The 17,856-nt window shown below is 72.8% G+C and carries 14 protein-coding genes and 1 riboswitch; of the genes, 5 read left to right on the top strand and 9 right to left on the bottom strand.

All coding sequences use genetic code 11. From position 1 onward, the window contains the following. Positions 1–25 precede the first annotated feature (25 nt). From J2S43_RS32975 to J2S43_RS32985, 3 genes are read right to left on the bottom strand one after another with little or no spacing between them, the layout of a single operon-like run. Entirely contained in the window at positions 26–691 is a 666-nt protein-coding gene (locus J2S43_RS32975; protein ID WP_306835810.1) for a response regulator, read from the bottom strand. Continuing rightward, positions 688–1,965: a sensor histidine kinase gene (locus tag J2S43_RS32980; RefSeq protein ID WP_306835812.1), complete on the bottom strand. Its 1,278-nt coding sequence runs from the start codon at positions 1,963–1,965 to the stop codon at positions 688–690. Before J2S43_RS32980 ends, J2S43_RS32975 begins: the two co-directional genes overlap by 4 nt. A gap of 37 nt (positions 1,966–2,002) precedes the next feature. Further along, a complete protein-coding gene (locus J2S43_RS32985) occupies positions 2,003–2,503 on the bottom strand; it encodes a DUF402 domain-containing protein (protein WP_306835814.1) in 501 nt (166 codons plus the stop codon). A gap of 290 nt (positions 2,504–2,793) precedes the next feature. On the opposite strand from J2S43_RS32985, the gene J2S43_RS32990 reads away from it, so the two are divergent. After that, entirely contained in the window at positions 2,794–4,773 is a 1,980-nt protein-coding gene (locus J2S43_RS32990; RefSeq protein ID WP_306839611.1) for an ATP-dependent DNA helicase, read from the top strand. 561 nt (positions 4,774–5,334) lie between these two features. Here J2S43_RS32990 and J2S43_RS32995 read toward each other — a convergent pair. Together J2S43_RS32995 and J2S43_RS33000 are read right to left on the bottom strand one after the other, a co-directional pair. Further along, on the bottom strand, positions 5,335–6,525 hold the full coding sequence (locus tag J2S43_RS32995) for a right-handed parallel beta-helix repeat-containing protein (RefSeq protein WP_306835816.1): 1,191 nt from the start codon (positions 6,523–6,525) through the stop codon (positions 5,335–5,337). A gap of 1,095 nt (positions 6,526–7,620) precedes the next feature. Further along, a complete protein-coding gene (locus tag J2S43_RS33000) occupies positions 7,621–8,844 on the bottom strand; it encodes an AI-2E family transporter (RefSeq protein ID WP_306839613.1) in 1,224 nt (407 codons plus the stop codon). A gap of 80 nt (positions 8,845–8,924) precedes the next feature. Between J2S43_RS33000 and J2S43_RS33005 the strand changes: the two genes are divergently transcribed. After that, positions 8,925–9,251: a GroES family chaperonin gene (locus J2S43_RS33005; protein ID WP_306835818.1), complete on the top strand. Its 327-nt coding sequence runs from the start codon at positions 8,925–8,927 to the stop codon at positions 9,249–9,251. On the opposite strand, the gene J2S43_RS33010 is transcribed toward J2S43_RS33005, so the two are convergent. Continuing rightward, positions 9,242–10,579, bottom strand: a complete 1,338-nt coding sequence (locus J2S43_RS33010; protein ID WP_306835820.1) for a PrsW family intramembrane metalloprotease — start codon at positions 10,577–10,579, stop codon at positions 9,242–9,244. The genes J2S43_RS33005 and J2S43_RS33010 overlap by 10 nt on opposite strands. Positions 10,580–10,644: 65 nt before the next feature. Continuing rightward, positions 10,645–10,763: riboswitch (SAM riboswitch) on the top strand. Between the two features lie 50 nt (positions 10,764–10,813). On the opposite strand from J2S43_RS33010, the gene J2S43_RS33015 reads away from it, so the two are divergent. Further along, the gene (locus J2S43_RS33015; protein ID WP_306835822.1) at positions 10,814–12,052 is read left to right on the top strand and encodes an aminotransferase class V-fold PLP-dependent enzyme; all 1,239 of its coding nucleotides are present in this window, start codon (positions 10,814–10,816) and stop codon (positions 12,050–12,052) included. A 40-nt stretch (positions 12,053–12,092) separates the two neighbouring features. On the opposite strand, the gene J2S43_RS33020 is transcribed toward J2S43_RS33015, so the two are convergent. Then, complete coding sequence (locus J2S43_RS33020; RefSeq protein ID WP_306835824.1) at positions 12,093–13,280, bottom strand: FUSC family protein; 1,188 nt, start codon at positions 13,278–13,280, stop codon at positions 12,093–12,095. Positions 13,281–13,306: 26 nt separating this feature from the next. Here J2S43_RS33020 and J2S43_RS33025 point away from each other — a divergent pair, with 26 nt between their 5' ends. After that, positions 13,307–13,939 carry an HD domain-containing protein gene (locus tag J2S43_RS33025; RefSeq protein ID WP_306835826.1) on the top strand — a complete coding sequence of 211 codons (633 nt, stop codon included), beginning with the start codon at positions 13,307–13,309 and terminating at the stop codon, positions 13,937–13,939. On the opposite strand, the gene J2S43_RS33030 is transcribed toward J2S43_RS33025, so the two are convergent. Then, complete coding sequence (locus J2S43_RS33030) at positions 13,908–14,195, bottom strand: DUF4031 domain-containing protein (protein ID WP_306835827.1); 288 nt, start codon at positions 14,193–14,195, stop codon at positions 13,908–13,910. The genes J2S43_RS33025 and J2S43_RS33030 overlap by 32 nt on opposite strands. Before the next feature lie 22 nt (positions 14,196–14,217). Between J2S43_RS33030 and J2S43_RS33035 the strand changes: the two genes are divergently transcribed. Then, positions 14,218–15,612 (top strand): FAD-binding oxidoreductase, encoded by a 1,395-nt coding sequence (locus J2S43_RS33035; RefSeq protein WP_306835828.1) that lies wholly within the window; start codon positions 14,218–14,220, stop codon positions 15,610–15,612. 361 nt (positions 15,613–15,973) lie between these two features. Here the strand turns inward: J2S43_RS33035 and J2S43_RS33040 are convergent, their stop codons facing one another. Next, complete coding sequence (locus tag J2S43_RS33040; protein WP_306839616.1) at positions 15,974–17,782, bottom strand: glycerol-3-phosphate dehydrogenase/oxidase; 1,809 nt, start codon at positions 17,780–17,782, stop codon at positions 15,974–15,976. Positions 17,783–17,856: the final 74 nt, after the last annotated feature.

Raw genomic sequence — 17,856 nt, forward strand, 5'->3', positions numbered from 1 at the left:
TCCGGCACGCGGCGGACCGCGCGGATCAGCCGCGCGACGGACCCACCACGCCGTTCTCGTAGGCGAAGACCACGGCCTGCACCCGGTCCCGCAGGCCGAGCTTGGTCAGCACGCGGCTGACGTGCGTCTTCACGGTCGCCTCGCCGAGGAACAGCTGCTCCGCAATCTCCGCGTTCGTGCAGCCGCCGGCCAGCAGCACCAGCACCTCGTTCTCCCGCGGGGTCAGCTCACCGAGATCGGCCTTCTTCTGCGGCGCGGCCTCGCCCGGGCGCGCGAACGTGGCGATCACCCGGCGGGTGAGCTGCGGATCCAGCAGCGCCTCGCCACGGGACAGGATGCGCACCGCGTCGATCAGCGCCTCCGGCGTGCCGGTCTTCAGCAGAAACCCGCTCGCCCCCGCGCGCAGCGCCGCGAACAGGTAGTCGTCCCGGTCGAACGTGGTCAGGATCAGCACGGCCGGACCGTCCTCGCCGGTGTCCGCCGTGATCCGCCGGGTGGCCTCCAGACCGTCCACGCCGGGCATCTCCACGTCCATCAGGATCACGTCCGGGCGCAGCTGAGCGGCCCGGTCGACCGCGGTCAGCCCGTCCGACGCCTCACCGACCACCTCGATGTCGTCCTCCGTCTCGAGGATGACCCGGAAGCCGCTGCGCACCAGGTGCTGATCGTCGGCCAGCAGAACGCGAATCATGCCGCGACCTCCTTCTTCGTCAGGGGGAAGCGGGCGCGGACCCGGAAACCGCCGCTCTCCCGCGGGCCGGTCTCCAGCACGCCGTCGTGCGCGGCCACCCGCTCGCGCATGCCGATCAGGCCCATGCCGCGCGCGTTCGGCGTGCCGGTCGCACGCCCGGAGTCGGTCACGTCGATCTCCAGCTCGCGGCTCAGATAGCGGATGCGCACGTCCACGTCGACCGGACCGGCGTGCTTGAGCGTGTTGGTCAGCGCCTCCTGCACGATCCGGTACGCCGCGACCGACACCGACTCCGGCACGTCCACCGCCGGGTCGCCGTAGACGCCGTGTTCGATCCGCAGACCGGCCTGACGCGAGCTGGCCAGCAGCTCCGGCAGGTCGTCGATGCTGTGCACCGGCGGCAGGGTCGCGTCCGCGTCCGTCGCGCGCAGCACGCCCAGCATGCGGCGCAGCTCGTCGACCGCGGTCCGGGCCTCCTGCTCGACCGCGCCGAGCGCGGTGCGCGCCTTGTCCGCGTCCTTGTCCAGCACCCGGCGCGCGGCCGCGGCCTGCACGCCCATCACGGCCACATGGTGCGCGACCACGTCGTGCAACTCGCGCGCTATCCGGACGCGCTCGCTCAGCACCGCGCGCTCCGACTCCTTCTCCTGCGAGCGGCGCAGCTCCTCGGCGCGCTCGACCAGCAGGTGGCGGTCGTGGGCGGCGGTCCAGCCCTCGTCACCGAAGTAGTAGGCGAATCCGAAGTAGATCGCGTTGACCAGGATCTGGACCAGGATGACGGAGATCAGCGGCGGCAGCGGCCCGGCCGCGGTCGAGAACGCGTCCGGCGGCATGTCCGACACGGAGGTCGCCATCGAGACGAACAGCCAGATGAACATCGAGGCGATGACGACGGCCCGGGCGATCTTCGCGCGGCGCCGGTTCCGCGACCAGGCACCGGCCGTGTAGATCGCGGTGAAGAGCACGATCTGGGAGATCTGCGCCTCCTGGGCGTGCCGGACCTGACTCCCGATGTACGCCGCCGCGATCACCAGCATCACCGGCTCCGGGAAGCGGCGCCGCCACATCAGCGGCAGCGTGCACGCGATCGCCCAGACCGCCTGTTCCGTGCGGGACGGCGGGTCCTCGAAGAGGAGGATGCCCGCGCTCGTGGACAGCACCAGGTTGAACGTGCTCGCCACCATCGCGGCGATGCCGATGAGCATGTCGTTGCGTCGCTGGTCGGCGGTCGGCCCGGGCCGCCGCCACGTCTGTTCCCCCGCCGTCGTCGTCACGCGCTCAGTGTCCACGACCACGGCCACCGGACCAAGATCAGGTGACCAGCGCCAGCCACTTGCGGTAGGCGGAGGCGAACGGCTCGCTCCCGTCGCCCAGCGCGCCGAGCAGCCAGTCCGCGGCCAGGTGCGCCTCCCGGACCAGGTCCTCGGGGTAGCCGAACCGCTCCCGGTGGTCCGCGAACTCGTCCTCGTCACGCAGCTCCACCAGGCCGGTCGAGCGCCGCCGCACCACATCGAGATCAAGATCTATGAGATGCACGGTGTCGGCCTCCCACCGGGCCCGCGTGGTGATGTCGCAGTAGACCTCGCTGGTGCGCGGCGGCGGGTTGAACATGCCGGTCCAGTGCGCGCTGTGCGGCACCAGCAGGATGAACGGGATGCGCTCCACAGAGGCCCGGCCGTGATAGACGCTCGGCGTGCCCGCGGTCACACCCAGCCAGACACCGAGGTCGTCCTCGGCCAGGCGGCGCGCGGGGTAGTCCCGGTGTGCGGTGCCGTCGTACTTCTGGTAGACCACCCGGACCACGTCTGACATGAGCGAAACCTTAACCGATTCGATCGACCCGGCTGCGCGATCATGACCCGTCCCCGCAGGGCGTTGCAGAAAGTTGCGCGAATTGACGGCAAGTCGTAGCCGTGGCGCGTTTCGCGGACACCTGGGCCGCGGAAACGTCGGTGGGTGCCGGTATCTTTCCCCGGGTGACTTCCGAGACCACCACGACGCCGACCCCGCGCCAGCGCAAGAGCCGCAAGCGCGCCGGTGAGCTGCTCGCCGCCGCCGTCGGCGCGGTCCCCGGCGGTTCCTCCCGCGAGGGCCAGGTGCAGATGGTCGAGGCGATCGCGGACGCGATCGCCGACAAGGAGCACCTGCTGGTCCAGGCCGGCACCGGCACCGGCAAGTCGCTGGGTTACCTCACGCCCGCGCTGCTGGTCGAGGGCCCGGTCGTCGTCTCCACCGCCACGCTCGCGCTGCAGTCCCAGCTCGTCGACCACGACCTGCCCCGGCTCGCCAAGGCGGTCCAGCCGGTCCTCGGCCGGGAGCCCACCTTCGCCGTGCTCAAGGGCCGTCACCACTACCTCTGCCTGGCCAAGCTGGAGAACTCGGCGGAGGACGAGCCCGAGGGCGAAGGGCTGTTCGAGGTCGACGCGCACTCCCGGCCGGCCTCCGGTGGCGGCTCCGGCTGGCTCGGCGAGTCCGGCAAGCTCGGCAAGCAGGTCGAGCGGGTGCACGACTGGGCAATGGAGACCGCGACCGGCGACCGCGACGAGCTCGACCCCGGCGTCGACGACCGGGTGTGGCGGCAGGTGTCGATGCCCGCGCGCGAGTGCGTCGGCGCGGCCCGCTGCCCGTACGGGGAGGAGTGCTTCGCCGAGGCCTCCCGCGCCCGGGCCCGCGAAGCCGACGTGGTCGTCACCAACCACAGCCTGCTCGCGGTCGACATGCTCGCCGGCCGGCACATCGTGCCACCGCACAAGCTGCTGATCATCGACGAGGCACACGAGCTGGCCGACCGGGTCTCGTCCGCGTCCCAGGCCGAGCTGACGCCCGAGTCGCTCACCGCGGCGGCCCGGCGCGCCCGCCCGGTCGTCCAGCCCGACGTGCTCACCTCGCTGGTCGAGGCCGGTGACGCGCTCACGGTCGGCCTGGCCGAGGCGCCCAACGGGCGGATCACCGGCGAGCTGCCGCAGGCGCTGGCCGAGGCGTGCACGCTGATCGACGCGGCCACCCGGCGCGCGCTCGAGTCGATCGGCGACGTCAAGTCCGACGATCCCGACCCGGTGCGCAAGCAGCAGGCCAAGGCCGTGCTCGACGAGATCGGCAACACCGCGCAGCGCCTGCTGGAGGGCAGCGACCACGACGTCGCCTGGGTGGAGAAGCACGAGACCGGCACCCGGCGCGCGCTGGTCGTGGCGCCGCTCTCGGTGGCCGGGCTGCTCTCCGAGACGCTCTACGAGGAGCGCACCGTGGTCGCGACCAGCGCCACGCTCGCGCTCGGCGGCCGCTTCGACCTGGTCGCCCGCTCGCTCGGCCTGCCGCTCGGCCCGGTCAGGCCGACCCCGATCGCGGCCGCCGCGGCCGAGGCCGCCCGCCCGGCGAACGCCGCACCCAAGCCGGCGCCGCCCACCGAGGGTCCCGGCTGGCGCTCGCTCGACGTCGGCTCCCCGTTCGACTACCCCAAGCAGGGCATCCTCTACGTCGCCGCGCACCTGCCGCGCCCGGCCGCGTCCGGCCTGCCGGAGGCGGCCGGCGAGGAACTGCTCAAGCTGATCACCGCGCTCGGCGGGCGCACGCTCGGGCTGTTCTCCTCCCGCAAGGCCGCGCAGCAGGCGGCCGAGCTGGTCCGCGCGCGGACCACGATCCCGGTGCTGCTGCAGGGCGAGGACGCGCTGCCGGTGCTGGTCCGCCGCTTCCGCGCGGAACGCGACACCTGCCTCTTCGGCGTGATGTCGCTGTGGCAGGGCGTCGACGTCCCCGGCGACGCGTGCCAGCTGGTCATCATCGACCGGCTGCCGTTCCCCCGCCCGGACGAGCCGCTGGCCGCGGCCCGGTCCGCCGCCGTCGACTCCACCGGCGGCTCCGGCTTCTCCGCGGTCAGCGTCCCGATCGCGGCGGTCCGCCTCGCCCAGGGTGCCGGCCGCCTGATCCGCGCCGCCGGCGACAAGGGCATGGTCGCGGTCCTCGACTCCCGGCTGGAGACGGCCCGCGGTTACGGCCCTTTCCTCCGCCAGACCCTGCCCCCACTGTGGTATACCACTCGTCCCGAGACGGCCATCGGCGCCCTTCAGCGCCTCGCCAAGTCCTGAAGACAGCCCGCCATCACGCGCCACCGGTTCCGCCGAACGCGGAGCCGGTGGCGCGTGCGGTGCCGTCGTGAGCGCACATTGCGGGTGCCGGCACGTCTCCGGCGCGAGGCCGGCACGTCTCCGGCGCGAGGCCGGCACGTCTCCGGCGCGAGGCCTGCGCGTCTCGGGCGCGAGGCCGGCACGTCTGCGCCGCGAGGCCGGTGACGTGCATTGCGGCGGGTGACGCGCAACGCGGCGGGTGACGCGCAACGCGGCGGGTGACGCGCAACGCGGCGGGTGACGCGCAACGCGGCGGGTGACGCGCAACGCGGCGGGTGACGCGCAACGCGGCGGGTGACGCGCAACGCGGCGGGTGACGCGCAACGCGGCGGGTGACGCGCAACGCGGCGGGTGACGCGCAACGCGGCGGGTGACGCGCAACGCGGCGGGTGACGCGCAACGCGGCGGGTGACGCGCGGAGCGGCCGGTGAGGCGGCGTGGTGGGCGGCCCGCACGCTGGGCACGGACACCTGTGGCACCGCGGGGCGGCGCGGCCGCCCTTCCGGCCAGTCGGCCGGAGCGTCAGATCCGCGCTCCGATCGCTTGGCCGTTGGCCGGCACCAGGAAGTCCGAGGAGCGGATGGATCCGTCGGCGTTGCGGGGGCCGGTGATCACGGACGGGTCGGTGCTGGCCAGCGGCCATGAGCCGCCGATGTTCCACGAATTGCCGGAGGCGGTCGACGAACCCAGGGCCACCGCCGCGTTGTTGCCGACGGCCAGGTTGGCGGTCAGCTTAGAGGTGGAGCCACCGTCGACGTCGAAGCCGGTCTTGGCGTTCTGGTAGGCGGTGTCGCGGTGGAACACCAGCGAGCCGGTGTTGCCGTTGTCGGTGAATCCGTGGGCCGCGTTGCCGAACGCCATGCTGTTGGTGACGCTGTGCCCGGCCGCGGGACCGGTGCCGCCGCTGCCGCCCATCTTGAAACCGTTGCCGTCGCCGGAGAAGTTCGGGATGCTCCAGCGGTTGTAGCCGTTGCCGTAGGCGATGCTGTTCTGAATGGTGATCGGCGAGGTGAAGGCCCAGGCGTCGAAGCCGTCGTCCACGTTGTTCCACAGCCGCGCCCCACGGACCACGTTGCCGGAACCGCCGCCTTCCTTGATGCCGAGACCGTCAGCGCTCTCACCGTTCTTGCGCGGGTCGCGGTTGTTGTAGCTGTCGAGATTGATGATCTGGTTGTTGGCCGAGTTGTTCTGCAGCTGGAAACCGGTCTCGTAGTTGTCGCGGGTGACGAGCCGGTCGAACGTGTTGTTGTTGCAGTTGGCGCAGTAGACACCGTAGGGGCCGCGGATGATCTCCAGACCCGAGATCCGCCAGTGGGACGCCTCCATGTGAACGGCGCCGCGCTGAGCGGCCGGGATGGTCGAGCCGACCGCACCCGGCGTGAACGGCAGGGCTTCGCCGTCGATGACGACCTTCTCCCCGGCGTACGCGGTCAGCGTGATCGGCGCCGAGGCGGTTCCGCTCTTGGTGATCTGAATGTTCGTGGTCAACGCGTAGGTGCCACCGCGCACCGCGATGGTGCCGCCGGCGGCGACCAGACTCACGGCTTTCTGGATGGTCGCGAGCGGAGCCTGCTGGGTGCCGGCGTTGCTGTCACTGCCCCCGGGCGCGACGAACAGCGTCGCCTGCGCGGCCCCCGCCGACCCGGCGAAGGCGCCGGATGCGGCGAGCGCGGCCGTGAGCACCGCCGCGGACAACAGCTTCTTCCGATTCATCTCGAGTCTCCTTGGGCATCGCTCCGGCGGGCCGGCCACGCCAACCCAGGAAAACGCTTTCCCGCCCAAGGTAACGAGCCGATCGAAGTCCGTCAATTAGCATGGCCGCCCGGCATCCCGCGGAAGCGGCGCTGCCATCGCAGCCGGCCGCCCCTGGCAGCGTGGCCGGGCGGTGCTGCCCCACGGCAAACGGAGCCGGTTCCGCCGACGCCCCTCAAGGTCGCGGCGAGCCGGCGGTCCGGCGGCAGGCCTTCGGTGCCCGACGCCTTCCTTTCAGGCTTATTCAGCGGCGCGAGCCGACGCCACATCACCGCAGCCCAGCGCCGTCGGAGCGCAACGCGCTGAATAACCCTCTTTGTAATGTCCGAGATATGCCCGCAAACACCGCGCCGGACGATCATCCACAGTAGCTGGCCGAGTCATAGGGAGGTTATTCGGCACGGATAGTGCCGTTTCGGCTCAACCAAAGTGGCTTATTCAGCGCCGCCCTCGTCAGACCGCGCGGCCTGCGGCAACGCGGTGCCGGTTCGCTGCGCTGAATAAGCCTCCATGACCGCGACGACCGGGGCCGCTTCCGATCTTTGGCCCGTCCGCCGTGCGGATCGCCACCGCCACCGCCAATCAACAACAGAACTCCCCTTCGCCACTGAACCCCTGTCTGAAATGTCACCACAAAGGCGACGGCGGTGACTCGTGACAGCGGTGAAGTGTCGCAAATCGTTGTTGAAAGCGCCGGACGACAACGATTTGCGACACGTGACCAACTCCCGGCCCCGGCCATACCGAGCCTTCGGCGTCAGAGTGAGCGGCGCTCCGCAGCGGCGAACCTCTATAGCATGAATTTCGGGCGCGCAGTGCCCGGACGGCTACCGCCGCTCGAACCTCGACTTCGAAAGGTCAGTAAGCGGGCCGCGTCGCGCGGGAACCCGCTCTGAACCGCATCACGCGCGAACCGGCACCGACCGCGCCGCGCTGGGCTGGGCTGGTTTTGATCTGCCCGGCCGACCGCGGGACGTGCAGGGAGGCCGCCTGCGGCCGACCGCTGCCCGCGGGAGCACTCGGAACTCAGCCACGCCGGAAGCGGGAAATCAGCCTTCAAGGGTTTTTGGGGTTCAGGGCGATCGCCTCCGGTGGCGCCTCGGGACGGTGGCCGGCGGTCAGGCGGCGGATTCCGGTGTTGAGGACGGCGATCAGGGGGACCGCCACGAGCGCGCCGGTGATGCCGGCCAGGACGACGCCGGCCGCGATGCCGATGATGACGGCGAGTGGGTGGATGGCGACCGCGCGGCCCATGATGAGTGGCTGGAGGATGTGGCCCTCGACCTGCTGGACGCCGATGACCACGCCCAGGATGATCAGCGCGGTGACCCAGCCGCTGTCGACCAGCGCGACCAGGATCGCGACCGCGCCGGAGACGGTGGCGCCGACGATGGGTACGAACGCGCCGAGGAAGACCAGCGCGGCCAGCGGGAACGGGAACGGCACGTCGAAGACGAACAGGAAGAACCCGATGCCGACCGCGTCGATGAACGCGACCAGCACGGTGGCGCGGACGTAGGAGACGAGCGTCCGCCAGGAGGCCTCGCCGGCGTCGGCCAGCCGCCAGCGCGCGTTGACCGGGAACAGCCGGACCACGAAGCCCCAGATCTTGCGGCCGTCGCGGAGGAAGAAGAACGTCGAGAACAGCACCAGCAGCGCGCCGGTGAAGAGCTCGAACACGGTGGCGGCGGTGGAGACCGCGCCGGTGGTGAGCGCCTGCGTGTTCTGGTCGAGCCACTGCTGGCCGGTGTTGAGTGCCGTGTTGAACTGCTCGTCGTCGAGCCGGAGCGGGCCGTCACGCAGCCAGTCCTGGATCTGCCGGATGCCGACCGTGGCGTTCCGGCTGAGCTGGGGCAGGCCGTCGACGAACTGGGTGACGACCATGGTGAGCGTGCCCGCGACCGCGCCGAGGCCGGCGACCAGGACCAGCGCGGTCGCCAGCGAGCGCGGGAAGCGCAGCCGCAGGAACCAGCCGACCGCGGGCGTGAGCAGCGCGGAGAGCAGCAGCGCGATGGACAGCGGGATGATCACGATCCGGATGGTGCCGAAGAAGCGCAGCAGCACGTAGCCGATCACACCGACCACGATCAGCCGCCAGGACCAGGCCGCGGCCAGCCGGAGCGCGTGCGGGACCTCCGCGTCGTCCCGGCTCATCGTCGACGTGTGGACGATCTCGGGCGGGTCCTCGGGTGGCCGTGCCTCGACGACGGCCGGCGGCTCCGGCGTCCGGGACTCGTACGCACGGCGGAGGTTACGCCGGATCCCGCTCAGTCGTCCCACACGCACCTCCCGACGTTATCCCTTGATCACTCTCGCACCCGCGCGCCAGGCCCGGCGGGCTGCGGGTAGCGTCAACTGTCGTGAACGACGACGCCAAGCTGCCGATCCGGCTGCTGCACGACCGCGTCCTGGTCCGCCTCGACGGTGCCGAAGGCGAGCGCCGTTCCACCGCCGGCATCGTGATCCCGGCCACCGCGTCGATGGGCCGCCGACTCTCCTGGGCCACCGCGGTCGGCGTGGGGCCGAACGTGCGGTCCGTCGCGGCCGGCGACCGGGTGCTGTTCGACCCGGACGACCGGTCCGAGGTGGAGTTGCACGGCCGCGAGTTCGTGCTGCTCCGCGAGCGGGACGTGCACGCGGTCGCGGCCGAGCGCGTCGAGTCCGACGGGATCGGCCTCTACCTGTAATAGGTGGTGATCGGGATCGGCACCACCGGCGAGGCGGGCGCGTCGACCGGCCGGCTCACCCCGTCCGGGAACGTGATGTAGTACCGCTCACCGTCCCAGCGCGCCGGCGGCGTCTGCGGGTCCCGGCCGACGAAGACCGCGCGCTCCGCCGTGATCTTGTCGAGCAGCTCCCGCTCGTCCGACTCGGCCACGGCCACGTGCTTGAACAGCCCACGGTCCATGCCGTCGCGCAGCAGCGCGAGCTTCGTCGCGGCGAACTGGAAGTTGCGCATCGCGCGCAGCCCGGCGTCCCCGGACACCCGCTTCGCCCAGCGGCGGGCCGCGTGCCGGCGGCCGAGGCTGCTCAGCGTGGCGACCTCGGGCGGGGAGAGCCAGCCGGCCCGGACGTACGCCGGGAGCGTGCGCTCGGTGAGCCGCCCCTCCCAGCCGCGCAGCCAGATCGCGAAGCCGACCGTGCCGAAGAAGGCCGGGATCATCACGCCCAGGTAGCCGTAGAGCAGCACGACCGTCTCGCCGGTCGCGGCCACCAGCGACGGCAGCAGGTTCCAGGTGCCGTGGATCATCATGGCGACCAGCAGGCCGGCGATCGGCGCGAGCCAGCGGACCGGCCGCGCGGCGGTGCGGGCGGCGACGCCGAGCCCGATGCCGGCCATCGCGGTGAAGAGCGGGTGCGCGAAGCCGGTGAACAGGATGCGCACGATGAAGATCAACAGGAGCTGCTGGGCGCCGCTGGCCGGTCCGTACTGCTCGTTGCTGGCCGCGTAACCGTGGCCGCCCAGGTAGAGGATGTTCTCCACCATGGCGAAGCCGATCGCGGAGAGTCCGCAGTAGACGATGCCGTCGGTGATGCCGGACCACTCGCGCCGCCGCCGCCAGAGCAGCAGCACCGGGCCGAGCGTCTTCATCGTCTCCTCGATGAACGGCGCCACCAGCACCGCCACCAGCGACTCGGACAGGCCCCAGCCCTCGAAGAGGTACGCCGACCAGGAGTTCACCAGCAGCGCGGTCCCGGTCGCCACGAACGCACCCCAGGCGAAGCAGAACGCGAGATATCCGACCGGCTCCGGCTCGTACCGGTCGAGCCACATGAAGGCGCCGATCAGCACCGGCACCGGCAGCAGCGCCGCGGCCGTGCCGAGCAGCAGCCCGTCGACGCCGATGTTGAAGCCGAGGAAGACGGTCAGCGCGATCGCACAGGCCGCGATGAACACGATCATCGCGGTGAGCCCGGCGAGACGCCAGAACCGCTTCCGCCGGGCCGGGTCTCGGGGTGCGGCGGGCGGCATCACGGCCGGGAGGGACTGCGGCTGCGGTGGCATCTCCGACATGAGGATCAGCGTATCCGCCGGAGGGCTTGCCACGATCACCTCGTTCATGGCTATCATTGCCGTCAGGTCACGAGCGCCAGCATCAAGCCCCGGCTTGCTGGCCGGCAACCCTCGTCAGTTCGCGGTGGGGTGCCCCGGGTGATGACCGGGCCTGTGCGGTGGTCCGCACGGGCAAGCGCGGACCCCGTTCCCGACGGTGTGCTCGGGGTCCCTGGAGACCCCGGAGGTCGTCGCATGTCCACGATCACGTTCCCCGCCGCCGTTCAGGTCGAGTCGCACGTGCCGACCGTGCTCGGCGTGCCCGGTCAGATCAACCTCGATTACGCGGCCACCGCGCCCTGTGCCAGCGCGGCCGCCGAGGCCGTGAACGCGATCCTGCCGTGGTACGCGAGCGTCCACCGCGGCGCCGGCGCGCTCTCCCAGCGCTGCACGCTCGCCTACGAGCGGGCCCGGCAGACCGTCGGCGACTTCCTCGGTGCCCGCGCCGAGGACCACGTGATCTTCACGCGGAACACCACGGACGCGCTGAACCTGCTGGCCGCCGCACTGCCGGCCGGGACCACCGTGGTCACGTTCGGCGGCGAGCACCACGCGAACCTGCTGCCCTGGCCCGGCCACCCGCTGCGGCTGCCGGTGCCGTCCTCACCGGCCGAGGCGGTCCGCACGCTCAGCGCCGCGCTGGCCGAGCTGCGCCGCGGCCCGAACGCGCCCGCGCACATCCTGGTCGCGGTGACCGGCGCCAGCAACGTCACCGGTGAGGTCTGGCCGGTCGCGGAGCTGGCCCGGATCGCGCACCGGCACGGCGCCCGGATCGCGCTGGACGCCGCGCAGCTGGCCCCGCACCTGCCGGTCGACATCGGCGCGCTGGACGTGGACTACGTGGCTATCTCCGGCCACAAGCTGTACGCGCCGTTCGGCGCCGGCGTGCTGGCCGGACGCGGCGACTGGCTGGACGCGGCCGAGCCGTACCTGCGCGGCGGCGGCGCCACGGCCCGGGTCGGTGCCGGCACGCACGACGTGGTCTGGAACACCGGCCCGGCCCGGCACGAGGCCGGCACGCCGAACCTGCTCGGCGCGGTGGCGCTGGCCGCGGTCTGCGCGGAGCTGCAGGTGGCGGACCGGGATGCGCTGCGCCGGGACGAGGATCGGCTGGTCGCGCGGCTGCGTGCGGGCCTGGCGTCGATTCCGGGCGTGGTCGAGCTGCGCACGTTCGGCGCGGACGCGGAGCGGGTCGGGATCGTGTCGTTCGCGGTGGCCGGCCGAGACTCGTCCGACGTGGCGGCGGAGCTGGGCCGGGAGCACAACATCGGCGTGCGGGACGGGCTGTTCTGCGCGCATCCGCTGGCCAAGCGACTGCTCTCCGAGGCGTCCGCGCGGTCCGGCCTGACGCTGCCGCCGACCGCGCTGCGGGTCAGCGTCGGACTGGGCAGCACCGAGGCGGACGTGGACGCGCTGATCTCCGCGCTGCGGTGAGAGGCGGAGGCGTCCCCCGACGACCTGGGGGACGCCTAGATCATGAGAGGTCCGGAGAGTCCCCGGGCAGGTCGGGTGCGTGGCGCCCGAACGCCCGCCGGACCAGCCGGATCGACTCATCGTGCTCGATCCCGGACGCCCGGACCAGGTCCGTCGCGGTGGACCGCAGCTGCGCCACCACCACCGAACCGGAGAAGCCCACGCCCGCCGCGTAGGCCAGGCCGGCCGCGGACGCGGCGCTCAGCGCACGGCCCCGGGCGGCCTCCGGCTCCACGCCCAGCTCCAGCTCGGTGCGGAGCAGCTCGACCGCCTCGCCGAGCGCGCCGACGCCGGCCGCGAGCGTGTGCGGCACCGGCTCGCCGTCGTTCAGCATCGCGATGATCCGCCGGACCAGCACCCGGCTGTTGCGCAGCGCGTGCGCCACGTACCGCGCGCTGTCCAGGTATTGCGCGAGCGGTGCGCGGGCCCGCCAGCGCGCCGGGGCCAGCGTGGCGTTCTCCCGGCCCGCCTTGATCGCCTCGTCCATCGTGCTGAGGTCGGTCTCGGCCGCGCGCAGCCGGTCCAGCACCTCGGCCGCGCGCTCCGGATCACCGGCGGACAGCGCCGCGGCCGCGTCCCGCAGGCCGTGCGCGAGCACGTCCAGCGCCGGGCCGGCCGCCCGGATGACCACGGTGAGCGGGTTGATCGGCAGCAACAGCGCCATCACGGCCAGCCCGACCGCGCCGCCGATCAGCGCGTCCCAGAACCTGCCCAGGTAGACGCCGTCGGTCGGCGGCGTGAGCGTGGCGACCAGCACCGCGGACGAGCTGGCCTGCACGACCAGCGACGAGCCGCCGCCGAGGAAGATCGCGAAGACCACGGCCAGGCCCACGGAGAGACCGATCTGCCACGGACCGGTGCCGATCAGCAGGATCAGCGCGTCGCCGACCGCGATGCCCAGCGCCACGCCTATCACCAGCTCGAACGCGCGGCGCAGCCGCTGACCGACGGAGACCGCGAGCGTGATCACGGCGGCGATCGGCGCGAAGAACGGCGTCTGGTGGTGCAGCAGGTCGTTCGCGATCAGCCAGGCGATGCCGGCGGCCACGCCGGTCTGCAGCGCCAGGCCCGCGTTGCCGCGCACACGCGTGAGCCGCTCGCGGAACGTGCCGCCGGACCTGCGGCCCACGTCGACCACCCGCTGACCGAACGGCGCGCTGCCCATGACGCCGACCCTACCGTCGATCATGGCCGTTCTCCTGCCAGGATGGCCGGGTGGGCGACTTCGATCTGATGGCGGGCTGGCGCGGCGCGCTCGCCGGAGCGGGCGGCACGGACCCGGATGACCGCGCGGGCGCGGCGCTGCTGGCACGCTGGCGGGAGCCACACCGGGCGTACCACGACGAGGCACACCTGACCTCGATGCTGTCCACCGTGGACTCGTTCGCCGAGAAGGCCCGGGATCCGGATCTGGTCCGGCTGGCGGTCTGGTTCCACGACGCGATCTACGACCCCACCAGCTCTTCGAACGAAGAGGCGAGCGCGCTCCTGGCGACCTCCGAACTGGCCGCGCTGGGCGTGGGTGCGGACGCGACCGCCGAGGTCGCCCGGCTGGTCCGGCTCACGGCCGGGCACGCGGTCGCGGACGGCGACCCGAACGGCGCGCTGCTCTGCGACGCCGACCTGGAGGTGCTGGCCCGGCCCACGGCCGATTACGAGCTCTACACCCAGCGGGTACGCCGTGAGTACGCCCACGTGCCGGACGAGCTGTTCCGCCTCGGGCGCGCGGCCGTGCTGCGCGGCCTGCTCGGCCTGCCCGCACTGTTCCGCGACCCGGAGCTGGCCGCGCGCTGGGAGGCACCGGCCCGCGCCAACCTCAGCCGGGAGCTGGCGGCGCTGACCGCCTGACCGTGTGCTTCGGCTTCCGCAGCCCGGAGGCGCGCAGCGCCGCCACGATCTCCCGGCTGGAGACCAGTCGCGCGCCGAGCCGGACCGCGGTCCCCACCCGCTCGGCCGGCACGTCGTAGTGGTCCCGGTCGAACGCGCGGCGCGGCGCGCCGATCCGCGCGGCGAACGCGTGCAACTCGTCCAGGGACTCGTCACTGACCAGGTGCGACCACAACCGGCCGTGGGCGGGCCAGGCGGGCGGGTCAATGAAGATCACTGTTCCACCGTACCGTCGAAGGATGGCGGACCTGCTCGCACGATTGGCGGAGGTGCTGCCCGCCGAGGCGGTGCTGACCGACCCCGACCTGCTCGCAGCGCACCGGCACGACGAGGCCGACCTGTGCGACTCCGGCGTTCCGGCCGTCGTGGTGCGGCCGCGCAGCACGGCACAGGTGTCCGACGTGCTGCGGATCGCGTCCGAGCTGCGCGTGCCGGTGGTGCCGCAGGGCGCGCGCACCGGGCTGGCCGGCGCGGCGAACGCGGTGGACGGCGCGATCGTGCTGTCCACGACCGCGATGACCGCGATCCTGGAGATCGACCCGGTCGACCGCATCGCGGTGGTGCAGCCCGGCGTGGTCAACGCCACGCTGGCCGCGGAGGTGGCGCGGGCGGGGCTGCGCTACCCGCCGGACCCGGGCTCGTGGCAGACCAGCACGATCGGCGGCAACGTGGCCACCAACGCGGGCGGCATGTGCTGCGTGAAATACGGCGTGACCGCGGAGTACGTGCTCGGTCTGGAGGTGGTGCTCGCCTCCGGCGAGGTGCTGCGCACCGGCCGGCGCACCGCGAAGGGCGTGGCCGGCTACGACCTGACCCGCCTCTTCACCGGCTCCGAGGGCACGCTCGGCGTGATCACCGAGGTGACGCTCGCGCTGCGCCCGCCCGCGGATGAGGCGCTGACGCTGGTCGCCGTGTTCGGCTCGACCGCCGCCGCGGGCCGAGCCGTGGCCTCGATCGCCGCCACCGGCCTCTCCCCCAGCCTGCTGGAGCTGCTGGACCGGACGCACCTGCGCGCGATCGAGGCGTACCGGCCGATGGGTCTGCGCACGGACGCGCGCGCCCTGCTGCTGGCCGCCGCGGACACCGGCCCGAACGCGGCCGCCGACCTGGACCGGATCTCGGCGGCGTGCCTCGCGGCCGGTGCGGAGGAGGTCTTCGCGGCCACGGACGCGGCCGAGGCCGCCGCGCTGCTGGAGGCGCGCCGGCTGGCCCACGCCGCGATGGAGAGACTGGCCGCGGAGACCTATCCCACCGGCATCGGCGCGCTGATCATCGACGACGTGGCGGTGCCGCGCGCTCGCCTGGCCGAGCTGCTGGACGGCGTGGAACGCATCGCCGAGCGGCACGGCATCCCGGTCGGCACGGTCGGCCACGCCGGCGACGGCAACATGCACCCGAACATCGTGGTCGACCGCACCGACCCGGCGATTCTGGCGCGTGGTCGCGCGGTCTTCGACGAGATCATGGAGCTGGGCCTCGCGCTCGGCGGCACCTGCACCGGCGAGCACGGCGTCGGCCTGCTCAAACGCGACTGGCTGGCGCGCGAGGCCGGCCCGGTCGGCATGCGCGTCCAACGCGCGATCAAGGACGCCCTCGACCCCGTGGGTCTGCTCAACCCGGGAAAAATACTATAAAAGCGGATTTCCCGTTTCCGGCGTGGGCGCGTTCCGAGTGCTCCCGCGGGCACCGGTCCCGCCGTGGTCACGACAGACCAGCGCACCTCAATCGTGATCGCGGGAGCAGCCGAATCGCCGGTGGCCGGTGGCCGGTGACCGGGATCGGTGACCGGTCACGTTTGCCGGTGACCGGGATCGGTGGGCTGTCCACGAGCGTTCGCCGGGGACAGAACCCGTGCTCGGGGCGTCCCCCATGCTGTTCCAACAGCATGGGGGACGCCCCGGTCACGGACGAGACGCCCGGCGAACGTTGCTGGACGGCGCGCCAGCCGGACGGACCGGCGGGCGGCAATAGACGACCGGCGGCCGGCCGGTGGGCTCAGAGCTGGGGGAGGTCGGCGTCGGCCTCGTTGCGGTCGGCGGCGAAGCCGCGGACGTCGGCGGCGCCGAGGCGGGCCGCGTCCGCGGTGAGGTCGTCGGGCATCAGCTGGGACTGGCGCTCGGCGGCCACCCGGGCCAGGTAGTGCTCGACCTCGCGGGCGCGGACCTCCTCGTCCCAGCCGAGGACCGAGCCCATGATCTCGGCGGCCTGCTCCGCGCTCTCGGTGCCGCGGTCCGGCGTCTCGAACGAGATGCGGGTGCGGCGGGTGAGCACGTCGTCGAGGTGCAGCGCGCCCTCGGCGTGCGCGGCGTAGGCGATCTCGACCGCGAGGTATTCCGGCGCGCCCGCCAGCGGCGTGGCCAGCAGCGGGTCGGCGTCGATCATGGCGATCAGGTGCATGGCGAGCGTGCCGTAGCGCTCCAGCAGGTGCTCGACCACGCCGACCGGCATCCCGTGGCGGCGGGCCAGGTCGGCCCGGTCGCGCCAGGCAGCGGCGTAACCGTCCGCGCCGAGCAGCGGCAGCTGGTCGGTGCGGGAGCGCCGCACCGACGGGCCGAGCCGGCGCGCGGCCTTGTCGACCACGTCCGCGGCCATCACCCGGTACGTCGTGTACTTCCCGCCGGCGACCAGCAGCAGCCCGAGCATCGGCTCGACGACCGCGTGCTCGCGGGACAGCCGGGACGTCGAGTCGGCCTCGCCGGCCAGCAGCGGCCGCAGCCCGGCGTAGACGCCCTGGATGTCGTCCGTGCTCAGCGGCCGGTCGAGCACCTTGTTGACCTCGTCGAGGAGGTATTGGATGTCGCTCGCGGACGCGGCCGGGTGCGACCGGTCGAGCTCCCAGTCCGTGTCCGTGGTCCCGATGATCCAGTGCCCGCCCCACGGGATGACGAACAACACCGACTTGGCGGTACGAAGGATGAGCCCCGCCTCGCCGGTGATCGCGGAGCGCGGCACCACCAGGTGCACGCCCTTGGACGCGCGCACCCGCAGCCCCGGCCGGACGCCGACCTCGCGCAGCATGCGCGTGATGTCGTCGCTCCACACGCCGGTGGCCGCGATCACGGTGCGCGCCTTGACCTCGAACTCCGCGTCCGGAGAGCCGGCCGGTGCCTCCATGTCGCGGATGCGCACGCCGGTGACCTCGCGGGCCTGCCGGAGCAGTCCGGTGACCCGGGCGCTGGTGACCACGGCCGCGCCGAGGCTGGCCGCGGTGCGCGCGGTGTTGACCACCAGGCGCGCGTCGTCGACCTGGCCGTCGTAGTAGCGGATCGCGCCGGTCAGCACGTCCGGCCGGAGGCTCGGGAAGATCTCGCGGGCGCCGGTGCGGGTCAGGTGCCGGTGCAGCGGCATGCCGCGACCGCCACCGAAGATGCCGGCGAACACGTCGTAGGCCGCGACGCCGGCGCCGTAGTAGGCACGGCGGAACGCGCGCATGGGCCACTCGCGCGGGCCCTCCCGGCCCTCCAGCGGCACCAGGATCGGCACCGGGCGCACCAGGTGCGGCGCGATCCGGGTGGCGAGCAGGCCGCGCTCGGTCAGCGCCTCGTGCACCAGGTGCAGCTCCAGCTGCTCCAGGTAGCGCAGGCCACCGTGGATCAACTTGGAGGAGCGGCTGGACGTGCCGGCGGCCAGGTCGCGCGCCTCGACCAGGGCCACCTTGAGCCCTCGGGAGGCGGCGTCGAGCGCGGCGCCGGCGCCGGTTACGCCGGCACCGATCACGAGCACGTCGAAGCGCTCGCTGCGCAGGCGGCGGAGGTCGGCGGCGCGGCGCAGCGGGGAGAGCTGGCCGGCGGTGTATCGAGACACGGCTGGGTCACGCACGTGTCCCACCGTAACTCCCCTCACGTGAGGCCGTAGCCGTACTGTGCGGATCATGACTG

This window comes from Catenuloplanes nepalensis (genome assembly GCF_030811575.1).
Lineage (GTDB): Bacteria > Actinomycetota > Actinomycetes > Mycobacteriales > Micromonosporaceae > Catenuloplanes > Catenuloplanes nepalensis.

Coding starts and splice junctions, on each gene's coding strand:
- J2S43_RS32975 (WP_306835810.1), bottom strand. CDS start 691: ATGATTCGCGTTCTGCTGGCCGACGATCAGCACCTGGTGCGCAGCGGC.
- J2S43_RS32985 (WP_306835814.1), bottom strand. CDS start 2,503: ATGTCAGACGTGGTCCGGGTGGTCTACCAGAAGTACGACGGCACCGCA.
- J2S43_RS32990 (WP_306839611.1), top strand. CDS start 2,794: ATGGTCGAGGCGATCGCGGACGCGATCGCCGACAAGGAGCACCTGCTG.
- J2S43_RS32995 (WP_306835816.1), bottom strand. CDS start 6,525: ATGAATCGGAAGAAGCTGTTGTCCGCGGCGGTGCTCACGGCCGCGCTC.
- J2S43_RS33010 (WP_306835820.1), bottom strand. CDS start 10,579: ATGTCGGAGATGCCACCGCAGCCGCAGTCCCTCCCGGCCGTGATGCCG.
- J2S43_RS33015 (WP_306835822.1), top strand. CDS start 10,814: ATGTCCACGATCACGTTCCCCGCCGCCGTTCAGGTCGAGTCGCACGTG.
- J2S43_RS33020 (WP_306835824.1), bottom strand. CDS start 13,280: ATGATCGACGGTAGGGTCGGCGTCATGGGCAGCGCGCCGTTCGGTCAG.
- J2S43_RS33035 (WP_306835828.1), top strand. CDS start 14,218: ATGGCGGACCTGCTCGCACGATTGGCGGAGGTGCTGCCCGCCGAGGCG.